The 21,342-nt window shown below is 57.9% G+C and carries 23 protein-coding genes and 2 tRNA genes; 14 read left to right on the top strand and 11 right to left on the bottom strand.

The features are described 5' to 3' along the window. The first annotated feature begins 1 nt into the window (after position 1). Positions 2-78 (top strand) — tRNA-Arg (locus VDP81_RS12735). A 181-nt stretch (positions 79-259) separates the two neighbouring features. Here the strand turns inward: VDP81_RS12735 and VDP81_RS12730 are convergent. The 7 genes from VDP81_RS12730 to VDP81_RS12700 all read right to left on the bottom strand — a co-directional run bounded on the left by VDP81_RS12730 (position 260) and on the right by VDP81_RS12700 (position 6,482). Further along, positions 260-1,801 (bottom strand): M10 family metallopeptidase C-terminal domain-containing protein, encoded by a 1,542-nt coding sequence (locus VDP81_RS12730; RefSeq protein ID WP_323012533.1) that lies wholly within the window; start codon positions 1,799-1,801, stop codon positions 260-262. A gap of 142 nt (positions 1,802-1,943) precedes the next feature. Further along, positions 1,944-3,341 (bottom strand): H(+)/Cl(-) exchange transporter ClcA, encoded by a 1,398-nt coding sequence (gene clcA, locus VDP81_RS12725; RefSeq protein WP_322997209.1) that lies wholly within the window; start codon positions 3,339-3,341, stop codon positions 1,944-1,946. A gap of 64 nt (positions 3,342-3,405) precedes the next feature. After that, positions 3,406-4,287: a DNA/RNA non-specific endonuclease gene (locus VDP81_RS12720; RefSeq protein ID WP_416233269.1), complete on the bottom strand. Its 882-nt coding sequence runs from the start codon at positions 4,285-4,287 to the stop codon at positions 3,406-3,408. 30 nt (positions 4,288-4,317) lie between these two features. Then, positions 4,318-5,010 carry a GNAT family N-acetyltransferase gene (locus VDP81_RS12715; protein ID WP_323012531.1) on the bottom strand — a complete coding sequence of 231 codons (693 nt, stop codon included), beginning with the start codon at positions 5,008-5,010 and terminating at the stop codon, positions 4,318-4,320. A gap of 17 nt (positions 5,011-5,027) precedes the next feature. Beyond that, positions 5,028-5,222: a YqaE/Pmp3 family membrane protein gene (locus tag VDP81_RS12710; protein WP_322997207.1), complete on the bottom strand. Its 195-nt coding sequence runs from the start codon at positions 5,220-5,222 to the stop codon at positions 5,028-5,030. Positions 5,223-5,700: 478 nt separating this feature from the next. Then, positions 5,701-6,204, bottom strand: a complete 504-nt coding sequence (locus tag VDP81_RS12705; protein WP_323012530.1) for a GNAT family N-acetyltransferase — start codon at positions 6,202-6,204, stop codon at positions 5,701-5,703. Beyond that, on the bottom strand, positions 6,201-6,482 hold the full coding sequence (locus tag VDP81_RS12700; protein WP_322997205.1) for a DUF1778 domain-containing protein: 282 nt from the start codon (positions 6,480-6,482) through the stop codon (positions 6,201-6,203). Before VDP81_RS12700 ends, VDP81_RS12705 begins: the two co-directional genes overlap by 4 nt. On the opposite strand from VDP81_RS12700, the gene VDP81_RS12695 reads away from it, so the two are divergent. From VDP81_RS12695 to VDP81_RS12645, 11 genes are all read left to right on the top strand, one after another. Next, on the top strand, positions 6,481-6,645 hold the full coding sequence (locus VDP81_RS12695; RefSeq protein ID WP_322997204.1) for a hypothetical protein: 165 nt from the start codon (positions 6,481-6,483) through the stop codon (positions 6,643-6,645). The genes VDP81_RS12700 and VDP81_RS12695 overlap by 2 nt on opposite strands. Before the next feature lie 288 nt (positions 6,646-6,933). Next, positions 6,934-8,304, top strand: a complete 1,371-nt coding sequence (locus tag VDP81_RS12690; protein ID WP_323012529.1) for an integrase family protein — start codon at positions 6,934-6,936, stop codon at positions 8,302-8,304. Between the two features lie 78 nt (positions 8,305-8,382). Continuing rightward, the gene (locus tag VDP81_RS12685) at positions 8,383-8,754 is read left to right on the top strand and encodes a hypothetical protein (protein WP_323012528.1); all 372 of its coding nucleotides are present in this window, start codon (positions 8,383-8,385) and stop codon (positions 8,752-8,754) included. A gap of 95 nt (positions 8,755-8,849) precedes the next feature. Beyond that, a complete protein-coding gene (locus VDP81_RS12680; protein ID WP_323012527.1) occupies positions 8,850-9,296 on the top strand; it encodes a hypothetical protein in 447 nt (148 codons plus the stop codon). A gap of 154 nt (positions 9,297-9,450) precedes the next feature. Next, positions 9,451-9,651 carry a hypothetical protein gene (locus tag VDP81_RS12675; RefSeq protein ID WP_323012526.1) on the top strand — a complete coding sequence of 67 codons (201 nt, stop codon included), beginning with the start codon at positions 9,451-9,453 and terminating at the stop codon, positions 9,649-9,651. Next, positions 9,648-9,938 carry a helix-turn-helix domain-containing protein gene (locus VDP81_RS12670; protein ID WP_323012525.1) on the top strand — a complete coding sequence of 97 codons (291 nt, stop codon included), beginning with the start codon at positions 9,648-9,650 and terminating at the stop codon, positions 9,936-9,938. The genes VDP81_RS12675 and VDP81_RS12670 overlap by 4 nt, the downstream gene beginning before the upstream one ends. A gap of 61 nt (positions 9,939-9,999) precedes the next feature. After that, positions 10,000-11,937, top strand: coding sequence for an AAA family ATPase (locus tag VDP81_RS12665; protein WP_323012524.1), 1,938 nt, complete (start codon positions 10,000-10,002; stop codon positions 11,935-11,937). Positions 11,938-12,186: 249 nt separating this feature from the next. Then, entirely contained in the window at positions 12,187-12,393 is a 207-nt protein-coding gene (locus VDP81_RS12660) for a hypothetical protein (RefSeq protein WP_323012523.1), read from the top strand. Further along, on the top strand, positions 12,390-12,671 hold the full coding sequence (locus tag VDP81_RS12655; protein ID WP_323012522.1) for a hypothetical protein: 282 nt from the start codon (positions 12,390-12,392) through the stop codon (positions 12,669-12,671). The genes VDP81_RS12660 and VDP81_RS12655 overlap by 4 nt, the downstream gene beginning before the upstream one ends. Before the next feature lie 2 nt (positions 12,672-12,673). Beyond that, on the top strand, positions 12,674-12,913 hold the full coding sequence (locus tag VDP81_RS12650) for a hypothetical protein (RefSeq protein WP_323012521.1): 240 nt from the start codon (positions 12,674-12,676) through the stop codon (positions 12,911-12,913). A 121-nt stretch (positions 12,914-13,034) separates the two neighbouring features. Then, positions 13,035-14,192, top strand: coding sequence for a phage major capsid protein (locus tag VDP81_RS12645; protein WP_323012520.1), 1,158 nt, complete (start codon positions 13,035-13,037; stop codon positions 14,190-14,192). A 1,238-nt stretch (positions 14,193-15,430) separates the two neighbouring features. Here the strand turns inward: VDP81_RS12645 and VDP81_RS12640 are convergent. Then, positions 15,431-15,507: transfer RNA gene (locus tag VDP81_RS12640), tRNA-Met, on the bottom strand. A 135-nt stretch (positions 15,508-15,642) separates the two neighbouring features. Between VDP81_RS12640 and VDP81_RS12635 the strand changes: the two genes are divergently transcribed. Then, a complete protein-coding gene (locus VDP81_RS12635) occupies positions 15,643-17,223 on the top strand; it encodes a sensor domain-containing diguanylate cyclase (RefSeq protein ID WP_323012519.1) in 1,581 nt (526 codons plus the stop codon). Positions 17,224-17,434: 211 nt separating this feature from the next. On the opposite strand, the gene VDP81_RS12630 is transcribed toward VDP81_RS12635, so the two are convergent. Then, on the bottom strand, positions 17,435-18,346 hold the full coding sequence (locus tag VDP81_RS12630; RefSeq protein ID WP_322997182.1) for a M14 family metallocarboxypeptidase: 912 nt from the start codon (positions 18,344-18,346) through the stop codon (positions 17,435-17,437). Between the two features lie 164 nt (positions 18,347-18,510). Here VDP81_RS12630 and VDP81_RS12625 point away from each other — a divergent pair, with 164 nt between their 5' ends. After that, positions 18,511-19,593, top strand: a complete 1,083-nt coding sequence (locus VDP81_RS12625) for an ADP-ribosylglycohydrolase family protein (RefSeq protein ID WP_323012518.1) — start codon at positions 18,511-18,513, stop codon at positions 19,591-19,593. A 1-nt stretch (position 19,594) separates the two neighbouring features. On the opposite strand, the gene VDP81_RS12620 is transcribed toward VDP81_RS12625, so the two are convergent. Next, positions 19,595-20,524 carry a glyoxylate/hydroxypyruvate reductase A gene (locus VDP81_RS12620; RefSeq protein WP_323012517.1) on the bottom strand — a complete coding sequence of 310 codons (930 nt, stop codon included), beginning with the start codon at positions 20,522-20,524 and terminating at the stop codon, positions 19,595-19,597. An 81-nt stretch (positions 20,525-20,605) separates the two neighbouring features. Beyond that, positions 20,606-21,310 (bottom strand): hypothetical protein, encoded by a 705-nt coding sequence (locus VDP81_RS12615; protein WP_323012516.1) that lies wholly within the window; start codon positions 21,308-21,310, stop codon positions 20,606-20,608. Positions 21,311-21,342 lie beyond the last annotated feature (32 nt).

The following is a 21,342-nucleotide window of genomic DNA, read 5'->3' as shown; positions in this document are numbered from 1 at the left end:
AGCGGCTGTAGCTCAGTTGGATAGAGTACTTGGCTACGAACCAAGGGGTCGTGGGTTCGAATCCTGCCAGCCGCGCCATATTAAAAAGCCTGCAAACTTTGTTTGCAGGCTTTTTTCTTACTAGGTCGAATTGCTTTAGCGACTGCAAGCCAGCATAGTGACGAGTCTCCCCTTGCCACATGGCCTCGATACGCCCATAAAAAAACGGGCTCTGTTGCCAGAATGCCCGTTTTTCTCTGATTACCTGCGGTAGTTGGAATCAAGCAGTCACATAGAAGGCTACGCCTTCATAGTTGAAATAACCACTTAACATGACTGCGTCCATCTCAGCTATATCGACGGTATAGAAGTGCGTACCTGACTCTTTATTGACAAAGCGATAGAGTTCCGTCGTACCGTCGACCTTAGTTGCATAGGCCTTGAAAGCAACGCCCTCGTATTGCCATGCACCGCCAGCTTCACGCAGATGATCCGCTTCTGCAGGACCCGCTGTATAAAAATGGTCGCCAGTATCTACATTGAAGAACCGCTGCACAGACACGGTATCCGCCCCGTTGACGCTACGCTCGAAGCTTGTGCCCTCGTACTGAAAGCCACCCGTCTGAGCTACAGCCGAGGCCTCGTCGTTATTGGACGTATAGAAATGGGCATTCAGTTCAGTATTATAAAAACGGTGCACCGCCGGGGTCAGATCGTTGAGATTCCCCCCAAAATCACTGAAGTCGGCGACTTCGATATTCAGCAAGGTATCCGTGCCATCACGGTCTGCCACCGTATCCTGAACCGTATACTCGCGGCTTAAGACGTCATAGCGCAGGCCGTAGTCCGCATAGCTGCCCAGGAATAAAGCATTATCCCAGCCCGCGCCGCCATCCAGGTAATTATTGGCCGCATTGCCCCGCAAGACATCATGACCGGCGCCCGTGATGGCGTTTTCGATGATGGTTCCATAGGCGATGGCAAGATTCTGCGTCATGCCATTTACCGAGGAATAATGGCCGGGCCGCAGATCCACCATGCCGTCGGTGCCCCAGCCGCTAAGATTCAAGGTGTCGTTTCCGCTCGCATCATAAATCGTCAGAATGGGGTGCTGGTTGATGGAAAAATCGTAGATCTGGGCGGTGGGCCCCTGAATATTGGAACCAAAACCATAAACGGTATTTTCCGCCCGGGTCGTCACATCGGCGCCATATAACTCCTGAATCACCATGATGTCATTCAACATGGGGGTCTGGGCGGAATGCCCCAACCAATTGCCCCAGGCAACCTGGCCTTCACCATCGTTCATGCCGGGACCGTAGTACGACATGATCGACAGAAGATCGCTATCCTGATAGGACGACGGGCCATCATTGTCTTCGCCGTTGTAATCCCCCATATGATTCAGACCCAGGGCATGACCGACTTCGTGGACAAAGGTGATGAAACTGTCTTCCCCGACCTTAGGTGCCTGAAGATTTTCGTACTTAGATGAAAACCAGACGCTGCCGCCATCCTTCGGATAAAGGGCAAAAGCGTAGCCGTCTGTATTGGATGTATTGCTGACTGCAATATTGGCGGCCTGCACAGACCCCTGCATGATATGGGGCGCAATCAAGTCATCCCAAAGCATCATGCTTAAGTTGACCAGGGGCAACTGGGCGGCATTGATCGGCGAAAACCCAGCTGCTTCGTCGGCAAGATCCGGCCCGAATTGGCTGGCCAATTGTGGAAACGCATAGGTAATGACCTGATTGTTCCAAGTGCTGCCAGAGTTCATCTGATTGAAGACCTGCTGGTCAGTCCATTGCGGGAGGGCCATATCTGTGCTCCTTTGGCAAATATATAACGTTGTTGTCATTGCGGTTATTAGACGCTAATTCTACAGGCAAACATTATCTTCAGGCGGGGAAAACCTTGCTGCATGACGCGACCCCGATGGTCTGCAGGATAGCGCAGAAACATCATGCACTGGCACCCGTTTCAGCGGCTTTGTCGCGCGCGCTGGCTGCCAGCGTTTTTTCCAGCAACACCGTATACAAGGGCCGCCCTCCCAGGTACTGGGCCACTATCGTCGCCCCCAGGCAGGTAATAATCATGGGCAGGATCAGTTGATAGTTATCGGTCATCTCCAACACCAGCAAAATCCCCGTAATGGGCGCACGCACGGTAGCTGCAAATAAGGCCCCCATCCCGGCAATCCCAAAGGCACCGACTTCAAGACCATAGCCGGGAAACCAATCCAGCGCCACGTAACCGAATGCCCCGCCAAACAAAGTGCCCAGCGCCAACAAGGGCGAGAAAATACCGCCAGGCGCACGCGAACTGAAGCTGAGCGTCGAGGTAAAAAACCGCAGCACAAAAAACAAAGCCAGCATGGGCAAGGCCACACCACCCGCCATGGTCTGATGGATCACATCGTAGCCTTCACCAACAATGGCCGGCATATACAGGCCCACCACACCAAAGACCCCGCCAAGCAGTCCGCCAGTCAGGACAAACCGCAAGCATTTACCCTGGTAAAAACGCTGGAAAACATCCTGCAAGAACAGCAGGCAGCGATTGAATGCAATCCCTGCCACCCCTATGCACAAGCCCAGCACCAGATACAGCCATAAAGTCTTCAGCGGCGCCGTGGAAAACTGCCCCACCTGCAAAATTGCAGCCTGGCCATTTAGCAAACGCATCATGATCGTGGCGCAGACCGACCCCAGCACCACGGCTTTAATGGAGATCAGATTATATTTGAACTGCGGGCGCATTTCCTCGATGACAAACAAAATCCCGGCCAGGGGCGCATTGAACGCCGCTGCCAGCCCGCCTGCCGCCCCAGCCAGCAACAAGATATGCCGCGAATCACCATCGTGAACCTTGAATTTCTCGGTGATCATCTGCCCCAGGTTCGCGCCCATTTGAATCGTAGGGCCCTCACGCCCCAGCACCAGGCCGGACCCCAGAGAACCCAGGCCACCGATGAATTTCACCGGCAGCACACGACGCCACCGCGTGGGACGCAAATCCTGCACAGCCCCCTCGATCTCTGGCACACCCGAACCACTGGTCTCTGGCGCAAAACGATGCACAAGATAATAGGCCAGCATGGCCAGCAGGGCCGACAGCGCAAACAAAGCCGGAATCAGCAACCAACTGCCGCTCAGATGCTGAGTAATGAAAGCAGGCCTGGCACTGAAAATCCAAGCCGTCCCACGCTGGAACAAGGCTCCCACCAGCCCGGCTAAAGTCCCCACTAGCGCCGCCAGCAGCAAAATCCTCAACGAAACCATCTGCGTTTCCCGTAGTTTCAGCAAATGCTGAAGACGGAAACGCTGATTTGAAGGCGAAACATGGGGGGGCTGGGGCATGAGAATCGGGCAGCGGGTGGATGGTGATGTATGTTAACTGCTGGCGTCTCGCTTGCGCTGATACTCAGGCAGTCTCCAGCAACTGCAGCCCCGTCCTGCGCACAAACTCCTCATAGCTGATCGGCGGCCCGACCTTCGTATTCTGACTATTGGTATGCCAATGCACCCATGATCGACCTGTCGTCGCATCGTAGACCAGCTTGAATAGATGCGTCGGCACGGCCACGCGCCCTGCCCCAATGGTTTGCGGCTGGCCGATATAAAGAGGCCCGGTGAACACATAGACATTGCCCCTGGCCCGCATGACGTACTTGCGCGTGTCTGCCTCGATCTGACTCCATGCTTCCCTGTTGTGCTGGGCGTCCTGCGGCACGATGTTGGCCAGGCTGAAACTCTGCGCCATCGCCTCATTAGTATGCATGTCACCGGCTGGCGCCATGTGGCCCCGGTCGTAGCCGGAACCTCGGTAGTCATCAAGCTCTGCGCGCTCGGATCGCGGCAGGCGTGCGTCCGCAAAAAACCGATCCGTTCGGCTGATGCCCTGGGCCTGCTGGAGCATCCCCCTATTCAGGCCTTGGGCAACAAATACCGACGTTTTCGTCCGACCGCTATACAGAATGGCGAAGGCATCGTAGCAAAGCTCTCGCAGCGCCGGGCCGGACGGCACGCTCGGCGGCTGCTTGCCTGGGAAGAACTGGCGGCACTGGCCAAAGCTGGTTTGAATCCGTGCGCCAGTCGCCACGACTTGCGCTGGGCTCTGTGCCGCGCTGGACAATCCGATCTCTGTCAGGATTGGACCAATCGGAATCCGATCAAGAAGCTGCGGATTGATCGCGCAACTGGCGACGACAAACGATACAGCGAAAGATACAAAAAACGCCCGACTACGGCTACGGACGCTCTTTTTGGGCTTTGTTGGGCGGCGGCGCGACTTCTTTCTACTCATGCGGTGATTGTGCACACCATTCTGCTTGGGCTAACCTAATTCAAAGCTGGTCACGCCAAATATACGCTGCGTGGCGATGTCGGGAGAATAACGGTTATACATGCGGGCAGTACCGAACACTTCGTGCATGCCCAGACCGGTAGCCAGGCGAATCGCTTCCTTATTCACTTCAGGCACGTCCAGATAGATCGAGTCCTGATCCGGGAGCCCGTCACATAACGCCAGCAGCAGGTGCTCTGCGATGCCTGGATGATCTGCAAATAAGGGGCCGACCTTCCACCCTTCGCGGCATTGACGAATGGCTCCGTAGCCACGTATCGCTTCGTTTTCTTGCCACACTAGCGTGACTGAATCAGGCTGCTGCGTCCAGGCTTCTAGAAAATCCGGGCGCGGTACTGAAAAACACAACCGATCATAGCTTGTCAGCGTATCCATGCGGACCTGATCGACAGGAACGATGAAAGGCGTTGTTGTTGGTCCAGCAGGTACACGCTTATTCCAGACATAGCGGATATTGCTGTACGCCAGATTGAATCCGGATTTTCGATAATTGTCTTGCTGATCCTTGACGCCATCCAGACCGATATTTCGTGTGCCGAATTGTTCAAGTGCGCGATCCCACAGGGGCAGACCATAGCCGCGCCCACGGCATTCAGGGACGACGATATAGAAACCCAGAAAACCGAACCCTTTGCCGTAATGCAAGCCCGAGCCATCAAGCACGCACCAAGCCTCAAAGCCTAGCTGCGGCTTCCAAATGCCTTGGCAATCTTCTGGTCGGTCTTGTACTGACTCAGCGCATACACAGCCCAAATAGCCGCAGGCACCCAACCGATAAGCGTAATTTGCAAGATCAGACAAAAGATACCGGCGAACGGCCGTCCGATTGTGAAAAACGTAAGCCAAGGTAGCAACAGCGCAATAAGAAGTCGCATGGTGATTCCAGAAAATTTAACAAGGAAATTTTACCTTAGATGCTTTCACGGGGTGGCTGATACCGCCCCGCCAATGGCCACTCCTACCGTAATGTCGACGGTATTTTGTTTTATCTTGATCGAACCGGTTCTTGACCTCCATACCGCCATCAGCCGCTGCAGGCGGCAAGGTATGCTTCCGATTGGATTGAGCATCTGCCGCCAGGCATGATGATGTCCTGCGTTGACACTTGCTTGACACCCAAGCCGCAAACAACAAAAAAGCCACCGCATCGGGTGGCTTCAATGTCCTGATTGAACAGGGAAAATCTGGTGGCGCATCAGGGAATCAAACCCCGGACCCGCGGATTATGATTCAGCTTGATTGTGTATCATTGGCGTTGATTCATTTTTTAAATCAACTGGTTAGATTACTTATCCGTCGCTATGGATGCGCTATTTTTTGCTATACAGTTGACGCTTTTTTGACACTGAAATACTACTTTGAAGAAAGCCGAACAGTTGCCAGCGACAGAAACAGGGTCAGCGGTGAATCAGGCAAATCAATGAAGCCATGGTGTCGATAAAAGGCTGAAGCCGCATCGTCCTTGGCATCCACCGTCATGGCAAAGGCGGCAATCTCAGCGCGGGCAGCACGATCAAGCGCATCAGCCAGGAGCGCACCACCGAGTCCCTGTCCCTTGAACGCCTGATCAACGGCTAGGCGGCCCATGCGAACCGCTGGCACAGTCGGATAGCGCGGCAGTTTTTTGCCGATATTGGCGGGAATATCAGTCAGCAAAACACTTGATGAAGCCAGGGTGTAGTAGCCTGCAATGCGTTGCTCATCAGTCAATGCGACATAGCAAGCAGCAACACGGCGGCGAACATCCTGTGTGGCCTGCGTCTGCAAGTAGCGGTTTAAGGGTTCTGAATCACTATTGAATGCAGCGCGGTCGTGCGTGCTATCCAACAAGGCAAGCCGGAACGACGTACTGCTCATTCAGCACTCAGGAGTTTGCTGCGGCGAGCAAAAGCACGCTTCAAGGCGGGTGTTTGCTTAGGTGGTGACAACAGCGCCTGTGCAAAGCACTCCTGATCGGCCATCGACAAACGGATAACCCCAGCCTGCTCAATGGCGCGTTGTGCGGCGTCCTGGACGGCGGTGACCACGAAGTCAGTCATAGTACGCCCCTGAAGCTCAGCGGCGCGTTTGAGCATCGAATGCAGGTCAGTGCTGATTCGAGCTTCGAGACGGGCGGTAGAGATGGCTACAGGCATGATGATGTCCTCCATGAGAAAATGGTACGGCAATTTGCCGGATGAATCAAGTGATCTGATCGGCGGCGCCACCGTCGAGCACTGGTACCAGCCATTCGTCGCACAGCGCGTCTCCGAGCTGTCAGGAAAATCCTGCGTTGACACTTGGTTGACACCCAAGTAGCAAACAACAAAAAAGCCACCGCAGCGGGTGGCTTCAATGTCCTGATTGAACAGGGAAAATTTGGTGGCGCATCAGGGACTCGAACCCCGGACCTGCGGATTATGATTCTGAAAAAATGTTGTTTTTCGATCAATCCGCATCAACATAGAATTTTCAAAAACTATTGTTTTTCAATAGCATAGATAAATCCTACACAAATCCGTAGGTTGATCGATGTTGATCTAAATGCTAATCTAAAGTCTACATGGTGGCTACATGGGTGCCATGTAGACTTTGGAGAGGCACAACATGAGCAAGCAGCAAGATCGGGTGAATCTACGCCAGGGAACGGTCAGCAAGGCGACATGCCCTGATGGTAAGCAGCAGGTTTTTTTACGCGACAGCGAGCAGAGGGGATTCGCCCTGCGGGTGACTGCCGCCGGATCGAAAAGCTACGTCTACGAGGGCAAGCTGGCGGGGCGCAATATCCGCGTCACGCTGGGCGATCCGTCCGCCATGACGCTGGATCAGGCCCGGCGGCGCGCCAGCGAAATTAGGATCATGATTGACGATGGCCGCGATCCGCGTGTGGTGAAGGCGGAACAAATCGCCGCTGATGCTGCCAAGCGCCGCCAGACGAAGCTGGATGCCACGCCAGCCCTGGACGCATGGCAGGCGTACATCAAGGCCAGGGCGGGGCATTGGAGTGACCGGCACAAGGCCGACCACGAAACCATGAGCCGCGAAGGTGGCGAGAAGATCACGCGGGGGCGTCGGGCTGGCATGGCTGCCGAGAAAGAGCCGGGAATCCTGCGGCCTTTGCTGGAACTGCCGCTGCAAGAGATTACCCGCGACCGGGTGGCCGCATGGCTGGAAGAACATGCGCAAGCGCGACCGACCCGCGCCCGGCTGGCGGTATCGTTGCTTGGCGCGTTCCTGAACTGGTGCAGCGATCAACCGGACTGGCGCGACCGGGTACAGCCTGATGCTTGCGTGCGCATGAAGAAAGACCTGCCGAGGCCGAAAGCTAAGGATGATTGTCTACAGCGGGAGCAGTTGAAGCCGTGGTTCGCTGCCGTGCGTCGCATTCCCAATCCGGTGCAGTCCGCGTATCTGCAAGTGGCGCTGCTGACCGGGGCCAGGCGCGAGGAGGTGGCGAGCCTGCGCTGGGAGGACGTGGACTTTCAGTGGAAAAGTCTGACGATCCGCGACAAAGTGGAGGGCGAGCGCACCATTGGCCTGACCCCGTATGTGGCGGCGCTGCTGCGCGATCTACAGCGCAGGCAAGCTAAGCCCATCGTGCACCGCCTGGACGGCCAGGACAAGCCCGCCGAGCCGTCGCCCTGGGTTTTTCATAGTCCTACCAGCGCTACGGGCCGGATACAGGAACCACGCATTTCGCACAACAAGGCACTGCAAGCCGCTGGCCTGCCGCATTTGACGATCCACGGTCTGCGCCGGTCTTTCGGTACACTGGCAGAATGGGTTGAGTGTCCGGCAGGGATTACCGCGCAAATCATGGGCCACCGCCCAAGCGCGATTGCAGAAAAGCACTACCGCCGCCGCCCGCTGGATCTGCTGCGCATGTGGCACACCAAGATCGAGGGCTGGATTTTGGAGCAGGCTGGGATTGAACAGCCTGCCGTCGAGGCCCAGCAAAAGAGCATCACCGCCGCCTGACGGGTTCAGGCAAAGCGGGGCCGGTGGCAGTTACAGTGCCAGCGACCCCTGACCATCATCACTACCAAGGAGTAAACGATGGCTACCAACACTGTAAACCAGCAGGAAGCAGAAGAGCTTGACCGCTTGTATGAACAGGTCATGACGTGCGAACCGGCGATACCGAAAGATCAAGTAGACGATCTCGCTGATATGGTTTTCAACAAAGAGCTTTTCATTCGCCAATGGCGTTTGACGGCGGTTCTAGCAGGTGAAGGCGGGGCCTTCTATGCCGACCTTGCGGAAGATGAAGAAAAAGCCAGGGTTTTTGCTCCATTGACCGGTGTGCTTGATGATTTCGCAAAAAGACTGAGGGGCATGGCCGAAATAGCAGAAAGCGCATCGGCCCGAATAATGGTTGCTGGTTGCAATCACGAAAATTTCATTGCTTGGGCTGAAGAGGCCGCCTAACCCTTGCGCCAGCACCTACCGCGACGGCGGGAAAAGCCGGGTAGTCCACCGGCTTGGTGCTGACGTCAATTTTTGGACCGTATGAGGTCAGTACAATGAGCGAGAGCGAAGAGCACCAACAAAGAGGGCAGGCAGTCTTTGGCCCCGGCCAGCAACAAGAAATTGAATTGGCGCGGCAGGGGGATAAACTCGCCTTTTCGAGGCTGTACCGGCTGGCAGGCGTATTTCTGGCGGCGGGCTTATCGTTGCCTGATGAACTAGCCGCGTTCATGGCTGAGCGCATGGACGCCATTGGTAGGGCGCTGGAGCAGGCAGATACCCGCAAGGCGCTACCTGATGCTGTTGCGCCTAGGCTCAAGCGTGGCAGGCCAGCGAAGCGCGTGGATATGCTGGTCGAGGTCGCAAAGGCCGCGAATGATCTGCACCGGCCCGGCGGCCCAATGGGACTAAAAAAACAGATCGTCTATGGGCTGGCTGAGCAGTACGGATTTGATCCGGAGGCTGTCAAAACGACGACGCATGTGGTAAAGAGAAAAAGGTAATCTGACGAGTTTCATTACCCATTATTCGCTTTAAATCAATAGGTTACGCAGGGACAATAGCAACAAGCCGAAATTAAACGGCATTGATCGGTAGCTGGGCATTCATTCGGCCCGCCTTGCAACCGTGACATGCCGTAGCACCGGAGCTGTTGCTATGACCATCACCATTGCCGCGCAAGGGCTGACTACTGATCAGCTCGCCGCACAACTTCAAATCAAGCCGCAGACCTTGCGGGCCGCCCTGTGCCGTGATGGCGCATATTTCGGGGTTCGCCCGCACAAGATGCCCAATCGCCGCCTTCTGTGGCCTGTGGACGCCGCCGCCCGCCTGATGGGTAAAGGGGACGCGCAATGACCGGCCCCACAAAAGGCAACGCCCGGCGGCAACCGGGCGAGGCGACAAACCAAAACATCAAGCGAGATCATTCTACCAAGCAAGACATGATCGCAGCAATCCTGCGCGCCCGCAGCCTGAACACGTTCGAGGCTATCCGGGAAGGTGACACGTGCTTGCACTCGACTGTCAGCACACTGCGCGGCCTAGGCTACGTCATTCACGACCAATGGGAGGACGTGGAAACAAGGTTTGGGCGCACCGTCAGGGTAAAACGCTATCGCGTCCTGCGCGGCCCGGAGGTGTAGGCATGAGCGCGATTGCATATCTGCTGATTCAGGCTTGGCGCTGGCTGCGGGGGGTGCGGAAATGGATCTGATCCACGCCGAAACCTTGGACGCTGCCTTGGCCCAGGTCGGCCTGCCGTGCCCGTCAAACGTGGAGATCCGCGCCGGATCGTTCTGCCGGTTCGATGATCCCGAAGGCAAGCGGGGCAACTTGGCCGCCTGGTGTCGTCCGTTTCCTGATGGGCAGGGGGCTGTGTTTGGCAATTGGCGCACTGACCAGACCTTCACCTGGCAGAAGTCCCACAATCGAGCCATGACGAAGGTCGAGGCTCAGGCGTTCCGTCAGCAAGTCGAGACCGCCCGGGCTGACGCCCTGGCCGCCCGCGAAGCCGAGTATCAGGACGCCGCCGTCAAGGCCAGCCAGCAATGGGACGCCGCTGTCCCGGCCACCGATGCCGCATACCTGGTCAAGAAGGCTATCCAGCCGCACGGCACACGACAGCAAGGACAATCTCTGCTGGTGCCGGTCTACAACGCCCGGGGCGAGATCCAGAGCCTGCAGACTGTCCAGCCTGATGGCGCCAAACGGTTCCATCCCGGTGGCCGCATGGCTGGCGGGCGGTTCTGGATCGGCCATCCTGGGCCGGCCATCGTGATCTGCGAAGGGTTCGCCACCGGGGCAGCAATCCATGAGGCTGCGGGCTTGCCGGTCTGCGTGGCGTTCAATGCCGGCAATCTGCTGGCTGTGGCCCAGGACCTGCGCCGTCAGCACCCGGACGTACGGATCATCCTGGCAGCCGACAACGACATCAAGCCGGATGGCCCCAACGTAGGCCGCCAGAAGGCCCAGGAAGCCGCGAAAGCAGTCGGGGGTACTGTGGCCCTACCTGAACTGAACGGGGCCGCCTGCGACTGGTGGGACGTGCGCCATGAACAAGGTGATGCTGCCCTGGTGGCTGTATTCAATCCGCCGCCCAGGTTCAAGCTGCTGAACCGTGACGAACTGCGCAGCCTGCCGGATCTGGAATGGCGAATCGACAACGTGCTGCCCATGACCGGGATCGGCCTAGTTATCGGCCAGTCCGGGGCCGGTAAATCCTTCGTCACCCTGGATCTGCTGGCCCGCGTGTCACTTGGCCTGCCGTGGTTCGATCACGGCACCCGGCCTTGCAAGACGGTCTATGTCGGGCTGGAAGGCCGCGCCGGGATCAAGCGCCGCATCGAAGCATGGGAGCGCCAGAACAATGCCCAGGTGCCCGATGGGTTCGCCGTGGTGCTGGACACGCTCAAATTGACTGAACAGCAGGATGTACACGACCTGGCCCGCGCCATTCTGAATGCGGGTGGCGACGGCGGCCTGATCGTGATCGACACGCTAGCCCAGGCAAGCCCAGGAATCGACGAAAACAGCAGCGCCGATATGGGGGTACTGATCGAAGCATTGCAGCGCCTACAGGCCATTACAGGCGGTCTGGTGCTGGCGGTTCATCACATGGGCAAGGACACGACACGAGGCGCACGCGGGCACAGTTCGCTGTATGCGTCCTGTGATGTGGTGCTGGCCGTCACGACAGGCCCCCAGGGCCGCAGCGTGAACACTGAAACCGGCGACGGCGGGAAGTCGAAAGACGCTGAACCCGTCTCGCACGCTTTTGATTTGGGTCGCGTGGTGCTTCACACCTTGGCCGATGGCCACGAGATCGCCGGGGCCTGCGTGGTGCCGATGGAGGTCGCCCCCAGGGCCGCGCTGCCGAAGTCACCCAAAGGCGGTAACGCCAAGATCGTATGGGATCACCTGGGCCACCTGCTACGGGACGCTGGCGACGTGCGCCCGGCAGACGCGCCGGCCAATCTGCCCGATGGCCGCCCCTCGATCAAGCTGGAGGCCGCCATTGAACAGATAGGACCGCAACTGACCTGCGAACCGAAACGGCGCACCGAGCGAACCCGCGCTGCCATTACAAGCTTGGTCACCAGTGGACTGATCGAACATTCGGAGGGCTGGCTGTGGATCAAGTAATTTCCACAACCCAAATTGTCCCGGTCTTTCCCGTTTCCCGTCCCCCTTATAGGGGGAACGGGATGGACGGGATGGCAGACGTTCCCGAAGTTTCCCGTTTCGGGCAGAACGGGAAGAACGGGAAGGCGTCTTTTCACGGTGGCGTGGGGTAGGGCAAAACCTTGAGGCCATGCCAAACCTAGACCGGCCGCTTCCCCTTCATTTCATAAACGTCCAGAAAAAAAGCAAACCTATTTTCAGGAAAAACCGATGAACCAAAAGAAATTTAAATCTGTCCTGGCGGCCCACCTCAAGCGCGAATTCGAGCGGCACATTCGGTTCGACAAGGGTGCATCCAAGTCCGTAGCCGAACGTGCTGCGCATGAGTGCCCAATGGGGACCATCCGTGCCCGCCTGCCGTGGCGTCGCAAGCTGCGGGCCTACTGCAAAGCTTTGCGCGTGTGGTGGGCGCGATGATTTCCACCGATCTAGAACAGCGCGTTGCCTCAACGACCGAAACCTATTTGCAATGGATTGAGCAACACGGGCGGCAAATCACGCCAGACGGGCGCGTAGGCGAAGCGCTGGCCGCCGATCTTGTCGGGGCGTCAGCCAAGACCCTGAGAAGTATGCGGGGCCAGGGACTGGGGCCGACTTTTCACAAAACTGCTGGCCGCGTCACGTATCGAGTCGCAGATTTGGCGCTGTGGATCGAGCGCGGTCGACAACCCACTCTTGAAACTTTGGAGCTTTGAACATGGATGCAATCAAGCGATTTGTGGCAGCCGCTGGGCCTGCCGTTGAGGAGTTTCTGGCGGCGATGCCCGAGCAGGATAAAGCGCGTGCCGCCGGACTGCTGGCGGCTGGAAATGGGCTGTCTATTTCGATGGTGGTGCAGGCAGACGGGGCAACTACCGTTCTCTTCGAGGCGGTCCTGCCCGACGGGACACGGCAGGTTCTGGCCCACGTATGTGCCGCACAAACCACAATGCAATAGCCAGAAATGTCCCGGCTTGTCCGTGTCTGGCCCGTCTTGGCCCGAATCGTCCCTGAATGATTCGCGGGGGCGTATCCCGTGGGCCAAGATTAGGGTGTCCATTATTTTTTTAGGAACTGTCATGGCCGGAATTGATCAAGTTGAACAGATGAATAACGAAATCCGCCGATTCGGTGACGCCGTGCGGGGGTATCGTGAGGATATTGCAAGCGTGAATTCGCGCATGAATGCTATCGAGCAGGAACTGGTAGCGCAAGGCGGCGTCGCCCCGCGATCCGGTGCGCGTTCGGGCGGGATGGGGTCTGCGCTACGCGCCGCTATCTCGGATGATGCGAGCTTCGAGCACCTGGCGGCGTGGAATCAAGGCACGGCACGCCTGACGCTGGATGGCCTGTCTATCCAATCCGCACTGGTGAACGAGCCTTACGATCCTTCGCCTTCGACAAATACCGGAATGCCAAGCCAGCCCGAGCGTGGCGGTATCGTCGGGCCGGTGATCGCCCAGCCGCGTTTGCTGAATTTCCTGCGCACCCGCCCGGTGACCGCTGATTCCGTCGAGTTTGTCCAACTGAGCACGACTGATGATGTGGGTTATCAGGAGGGTGAAGGGGCCGAAAAGCTGGAATTGATTTTCGATGGCACCAAGCGACGGGCGAACATTGCAACTATCGCGGGCCATACGACCGTATCGCGTCAGGTGCTGGGCGATCATGCCGCACTGTCCGGAGTTATTGATTCCGTGCTTCGGGCCAAGTTGCTGAACAAGCTGAGCTTTGAAATTATCAACGGAAACGGCGTTACGGATGGCGTGGGCGAAGCGTTCCATATCGCTGGCCTCACCGTGCAAGGTACGGTCATGACGCTGCCCGTGTCAGCTACATTTGCCGATCGCGTCGGGGAAGCTGTGGTGCGTCAATCGAACCTTGGATTTCAGCCTGGACTGATCGTCATCAATCCGCTGACCTGGTTTGCCGAGATCGGTACAGCCAAGACCCAAACTGAAGGGATCTACCTGTTTGGTAGCCCTGCTAGCCCGATCCCGCCCGCGTTGTGGAACCTGCCTGTAGCACTCGAGCCCGGCCTGCCCCAAGACTACGCCTTGGTGCTGGATCTGAACTACATCACGGTTCTGGATCGTGAGCGGCCCAGCGTCCTGCTTTCGAACTCGCACGGGAACAATTTCACCAAAAACTTGGTGACGGTCCTGGGCGAGTTGAGGGCTGGCCTGGAACTGCTGGACGCGGGAGCCGTGTTTATCGTTGAGCCGAGTAGCGTGTAAGGGCGATTCGAGGCCGTAAGGCTTCGATCTGTACCCTGGCCGAGTGGGGCGGCAATGCCGGTAACTCGGACACGATCAGACGGCGAGTGCGTGATGACAAAACCCCGTCAGCCGGTGGCAGTGCCCATAGACGCTGCGCGACTGGCAGCCCCACCGGTTCAGGCATGGCTAGTGGGGCATTCTTTTATGAGGACGGTGCTACCCGTATAGCGCATCACACGGGCACTGACTGCGATCATGAGCGCGACGTATGGGGATGATCCAAGGTGGTCTGATGCGCCCGTCACCACGCTACAGGTGGCCGGACAACGAGCATGTAGCAGGGGGGGCACTACAAAACCGTACAGGTTCGCCGGATCTAGACCGGCCGCTTCCCTCATTCAGAGATTTTTCCCCTTTTTGGTTAATTGTTAATCAAACCAAGCAGACCAATCCCTGCGAAAGCCCCGAGAACAAAGCCCTGCGCGGCTTTGGGGCCGATGTTCATGGTTAACAGATTTGAATTCAACGAGAGCCATCGACCCAGCCAAGCGCCGGGTTTTTCACGCCCACCGGTGGTGGAAGTCAGAGTTCAGTAGAGCGGCGAGAAGGGACAGGATTCAAAATTGAATCCTGTCTGTAGATCAACAACTTATTCAGCGGGAACGGTGCGCAATCTTGGTCGGATTTCAAATCTGACCAAGCCGAACCTGAGAAAGGCGGGATTCCGCCTATCGCGGTCGATAATAACGACCGCGATACCGCGCCCCACGCGCACGCAGGGACGGGGTCTCGTTTCCATGAACGACACCATCACGGCTATCCGGCAGGACGCAGAGGGCCGCTTCTGTCTGAATGATCTTCACCGTGCGGCGAAGTCTCGCAACAAGGCCACAGTGTCGCAGCGGCCGGGGACATTTCTCAAGCGGCCCGAAACCAAGGGGCTTGTAGCCGCTCTGAAAAAGCGATGCACCACACAGTGCATCGACCCTGTTCTGACGATAAGGGGCCAATAGCCGCCTTCCGGTTAATTACGGAAATTCCCGGAGGTCCCCGCCGCTGGTGTAGATCCGGCCGCCATCGGCGGATGGAGGCTTATCCTTCGTTGCATGGGAAGGGTGTGATTTGAGATCCGATCCTTTTCCTCAATCTGAGGATATCGAGGCCGGGATTGATCGCCAAAGTCTACATGGTGGCTACACGAACGCCACAAAGCAAAACACCAACCCCGAAGGATTGGCGTAAGTGCTTGATTCTACTGGTGGCGCATCAGGGACTCGAACCCCGGACCTGCGGATTATGATTCCGTCGCTCTAACCAACTGAGCTAATGCGCCAAAGAGCGAAATTATAGCAAGTTTTTTTAATCTTGCAAGCCACCCTGCCAGCCACATGGCTCCGGCAGCCCAACTATAGTAGGCTAACCACATCACAGGCAGTCATTTCGAGTGCTATCAACACAGGAACCCGGGATGCTTATCCGGCCACGCTCACGCATCACCCTACGCCAACTGGTGCTGATTCTGTCTATCGGCAGCGTACTGATCATGCTGATTGCAGGCGCGATCGGCGTTTATCATGTGCAGCGTGAACAACTGATGGATGACACCCTGATATCCAATCAGGCCTTTGCGGAAAAACTCGCTGCATCTACCTCGAACCTGCTGGAACAGGCGCAGCAGGACTTGGCCTATACAGCCGAGCGCATCGTGCAGTCCCGTCAACAGCCAAGCCAGTGGCAAAGCGAAGTCGATCGTCTGCGCGCCCAAGGGGTGGGATTCAATACGGTCTCACTCACCGATAGCCAGGGGATTATTTCCACGGTATCGCCGCGCTCTCGAAATCTGCAAGGCAAGCGCATTGACCAGAACTCTCCAAACGCCGGGCTGCGCCACCAGACTCCCACCATCAGCAGCCCTCTCACCACCACGCTGGGTAACCTGGCCATCCAGCTGACTCACCCCTTGTATACCCAGTCCAACCAGTACCTGGGCTATCTGACCGGGACCATCTATCTGAAATCCGATGGCGCCCTGGCCCGTCAGTTGGGCGAGCACTTCTTTCGTAACGACACCTACGTGTACGTGGTGGATTCGGCCCGACGCCTGCTGTACCACCCGAAGACAGACCGCATTGGCACCACAGTGACCATCAATCCCGTGGTCGATGCCGTCTTGAATGGCCAACATGGCATGCAACGCATCACCAACAGCCAGGGGGTGGATATGTTGGCGGGCTTTGCCTACGTCCCAGAAGCAAAATGGGGCATCGTCGTCCAACGACCCACCCTGGTGACGCTATCCCAGCTCAGCAAGCTCATGCGGAACATGCTCTGGCAGTTGATGATTCCCGTGGCTTTGCTATTGGCCCTGCTATGGTATCTATCCAATCTGGTCTCGCGCCCCTTGGGCGAGTTGGCCCAAATTGTTCAAAATGGCTATGAAGACCAGATGGTGCAGCGCATCCGATCCGTGCGCTGTTGGTATTTTGAAGCCGACCACCTGCAGGGCGCCCTGCTGTCGGGCCTGGGGGCGGTCGGCCTGCAACTGGGCCAACTACAAGAGGCCGCCTACCAAGACCCCATGACCGGCCTGGGCAACCGCCGGGGACTTAGTCTGGCACTACAAGCCTGCCTGTCCATGAACCAGCCTTTTTCCGTGATCGCGCTGGACATTGATTTTTTCAAAAGCATCAACGATACCCACGGGCATGATGTGGGCGACCAGATCATCTGCCAGATAGGCGACCGCATGCGCAGCCAGGCGCGCGAGGGCGATGCGCTATTCAGGATGGGGGGCGAGGAATTCCTGGCGATTCTACCCAATACCCAGGCGGATATCGCCACTGTCATTGCCGAACGCCTGCGCTCCAACATCGAGCAAGCGACGATTCTGCCTGACCGCAACGTAACCGTGTCCATTGGGGTGGCAGGATGGCGACCAGGCCAGGACACCACCGGTGAGCACATCATCAAGACAGCCGATCAAGCGCTATACCAAGCCAAGCAAAGTGGCCGCAACCAAGTTATCTGCCATCAGAACGATATGGATTGAAGTACTGGCCCGGAAACCCTCTGGCGCGTATGCATTTGTGGATGCACAAATTTAAAGGCCCCACCTCTTGGTGGGGCCTTACTGCCACTGGGGCAGCGGCACTGCATGGGCGCAGTGCGAAGTCAACGCCTGTATGGCGATGAAGCACTACCACTTGGTAGCAGCTTCAGTATAAGCAAGCAGCCCCTAGGCCGCAAGACTGGGATTTACCCTAGCCATGCGCCAGCGCATAATCCAGCGCAGCCCGCACTGCAGCCACCTGGGCAGCATTGCATTGTTCGGCGCTGGCCAGAGGACTATCCGGGTAGACCTCTGTGGTCGTTCGATAAGGGGCGTCTGTAATCCCTGCGCACAGGCCCAAAGGCCGCAGGGCATAGCGGATGACACCCGGTGCAACCACCGTAGAGCCAATGATCTCACCCCGTTCATCCGCTGGTGCAATATGCGTGACACGCCGCACTGCCTGGATCACGGCATCTTGGAATTCGGGCTGAGGCGAGTCGGTATCGTCCACCAGATAAAAACCGTCCGGGATACCGCCGGGCGTGAAATCCAGACCGTCCCTAGCGGCCAGGGCTGGGCGAAACTCGGATTCATCCGTATCAGTGGTTTCATGCAGATCGATATGCACCCGGACCCGATCCGCAAAAGGCGCGACCCATTGCATCAAGGCAGCGGATTCGCCCGCTGGACTATTGGCACGGAACGAACGATTAGGGTCCAGTGCCGCCGGGTTCCAGCGATGGATGCGCTCGAACCCCCACGGGCTGACACAGGGCACGATCGCAATATCCAGGCGCCCTGCATAATCCCGCACATGATCAGCCGCGAATTGCAGCGCCCCAAAGACGCCGCTGGACTCATAGCCATGCACACCGCCCGTCACCAGGGCCACTGGCCGGTCTGCATGCCAATCCCGGCTGCGCAGCCCCATCAAAGGATAGGTATCGGGCGCATAATCCAACTGACCGTATTGCTCGACATCCAGATGATCGCGCAATTGCTCCACGGCGGCCAGCACCAGATCGGCATAACTGCGATGACGTGTTTGACGGGCCAGCCAAAGCGATTTTTCATTGGCCCCCCAGGCTGTGCCCGGTGTCCCGATGGGGTAGAACTGCATAGGGTTGCTCCTTGACGAATATGAGGTCACTGTAGCACGCAGCCACCCTGCTGGAATCCCTCACAATCGTCTCACTGCGCTGCAGGCCGCAAGCACACGCCTTGCTTTTACATCGGGCGAGATCGCATACTAAGGGTCTTGCTTTTTGTCGAATGGAACTCACCATGACTGACACCCTCCCCACCTTCGAGCAACGCGCCCGCGGCGCACTGATGGGCGCCTATATTGGCGACGCCCTGGCACTGGGGCCGCACTGGTACTACGATCTGGATGCCTTGCGCCACGATTATGGCAACTGGATCACGGACTACACCGATCCGCGCCCTGATCGCTACCACGGCGGCATGAAGGCTGGCCAGTCATCCCAGGCGGGCGTCATCCTGGACTTGCTGACCGATTCCCTGGTCACACAGAACGGCTACCAGGAAGACGACTTCTGCCGTCGGCTGGATCAGGATTTATTCAGCCAACTGGACGGCACCCCCATGAACGGCCCAGGCGGCTACACCAGCCAGTCCATCCGCGAAACCTGGCGCTTGCGGGTGCACGAACACCATCCCTGGGGACAAGTATCAGGCTTGGCCGACACCACTGAAGCCGCTGAACGCATCCCGGCATTGGCCATCCGCTACGCCCGCCAGCCGGATCAATTGGCTCGCCTGGCCTCAGCCAATACGGCACTGACCCAGCACGATACAACTGTCATGGCCATGACGGTGGCATATGCCTGTGTGCTGGGCAGCCTGGTGCGCGGCGAATCCCTGGATGCTCAAACATCCGACCGCTTGATGGCCATGGTGCGCGAAGGCACTCTGCCCTTTCATTCAGTCACCGGCCATGGCGAGCAGGTCCCGCCAGCAGGGCCCGAGGCCTCGCGCCGCGCCGGCCAGTTTCCATCGCCGGATGCGCTGCTGACGGCATCTTGTATCGTACGTGCCGCCCAAGATCCCGATATCCGCATCGAGCCCGCCTGGAAGGCATCCCTGGTCTATGGCATGCCCTGCGCCGTATACCATCAGTTTCCGGCAGCCTATTACCTGGCCGGGCGTTTTCAGGGGGATTTCGAATCCGCCGTGCTGCACGCGGTCAATGGCGGTGGCCAGAACATGGCGCGCGCCATGCTGACCGGCGCCTTATGCGGCGCGATTGGCGGTATCCAGGCAATTCCAGATCGTTTTCTGCAGGGGCTGGAACATGTCGACCAACGTCTGGCCTGGGCCGAACAACTGGCCCAGCAGGCTGTCTGACTCAATACTGACGAGAACGATCCACCACCCCGGTAATGGCCTCGCCACGCCCCAGGGCCTGGATCTTGTCTGCGATTTGCTGCACAGACAAGGACAACAGGCTGGCCCCCGCCACATGCGGCGTGACGTGAATGCGCCGATCATGCCAAAAAGCATGATGAGCCGGCAAGGGTTCTTGGGCAAAAACATCCAGTGCCGCACCACGCAAACGCCCAGCCTGCAGACTGGCCAATAAGTCGGATTCAACCAAGTGCGCGCCCCGCGCAATATTGATCAGATAGGCATCCGGCAAGAGCTGATCGAACAGGGCCTGCGACAAAATACCCTGGGTCTGATCCGTCAAGGGCAGCACATTGACCAGCACTCGGGTACGCGCCAAAAATTGATCCAATTGATCTGCTGCATAAACCTGGGCGCCGGGCACCGGGCGTCCGCTGCGCGACCAAACCGCAACCGGATAATCCAGGGCGGCACAGGCCTGGGCCACCCGCGCACCCATGACCCCAGCCCCCATCACGCCAACCGACCAAGCATCGCGATCAATGTCCGGCAAAGGCCGCCAACAGGCCTGTGCCTGCAGCTCTGCATAGCGGTCCAGATCCCGGGACACACGAACCAGGTAATGCAGCACATACTCGGCCATCTGCACCGCCATGCCGCCGTCTTCCATGCGCACCAGGGTAATGTCGTCGGGCATCCCCGGCAGCGGCAGCAGCGCATCCACCCCAGCCCCCAGATTGAACACATGCGTCAGACGGGGTTCATGCTGAAAGAGTGCCGTCGGCGGCGCCCAGACCACGGCCATCTGAGCCTGCCCCGAGGGTCGGCCTTCATCCCAGGCACGCACCTGATGCTCGGGCAGCGCCTGTTGCAAGGCATTGACCCACGCCTGGGGTTCAGATTCATGGCGGGAAGAAAAAACGATTTCCATGCGGCAATACCTGCTCAAAACAGCCTGTTCAAGCTGCAATTAAAGGACGTTTGGACTTTAGCACAGGGGGCTCAATACCCTTCAAGCAGCCATTCTGCGTCGCCAGAACACGTCATCACACCAGCGTGATTGCTGACGATAGTAAAAATTCCGTTGAGCCACGTACTGCTGCCAGCGCCGATCCTGGTGCGCCATATATTGGCGTATGTAAGATTGATCCTGGCCGACCGGCGCATCGGCCTGAAGCTGATAATGCACCAGGTGCCCCGCTTCGCTGCCACTATCCAAGGCCTTCCAGATGCCTTGCGACGACAATGGATCATAGGCCTGGGCCGCATCCCCCACTGCCAGCCAATCCGCCCCGCCAAAATCCTGCAGACGCTGACTTCCTGCCGAGGCCCCCCGGATAGGCATATCATCGGGCAAATAACCCTTGGATTGCAACAAAGGCCCCAAATGCGTCGAAGCCCCCAATAACGCGTCAAAGCCCGCCTTGCGAGCGGCTGTCCTGGCGGTGGGCAGGTCACTGTCCGTATGAAACACCAGCAGACGCCGCGCTGCAGCCCCAGGCAGGCGATTGCTATACCACCACCCAGCAGGCCCCGATTCAATCCGGGTATGGCAATCCCGATCTTCGATTGTGCTGTCGTACCACTGGGCATAGGCAAACAACGTATCCACCACCTGCGCAGCCACACCCAACGTCCGTCCCACCACGGCGGCGCGCCCAGAGGCATCCAGCAAAAAACGCGTCCGATGCACCGACTGTCCGGTAGACTGAGCCAAGACAACTTGCCAGCGCAATTGCCCCTCGGTCA

Origin of the sequence: Castellaniella sp., from assembly GCF_034675845.1 — a bacterium.
Lineage (GTDB): Bacteria > Pseudomonadota > Gammaproteobacteria > Burkholderiales > Burkholderiaceae_B > Castellaniella.
Note: the sequence above shows the minus strand (reverse complement) of the source record. Positions and strands in the feature narration are given on the sequence as shown.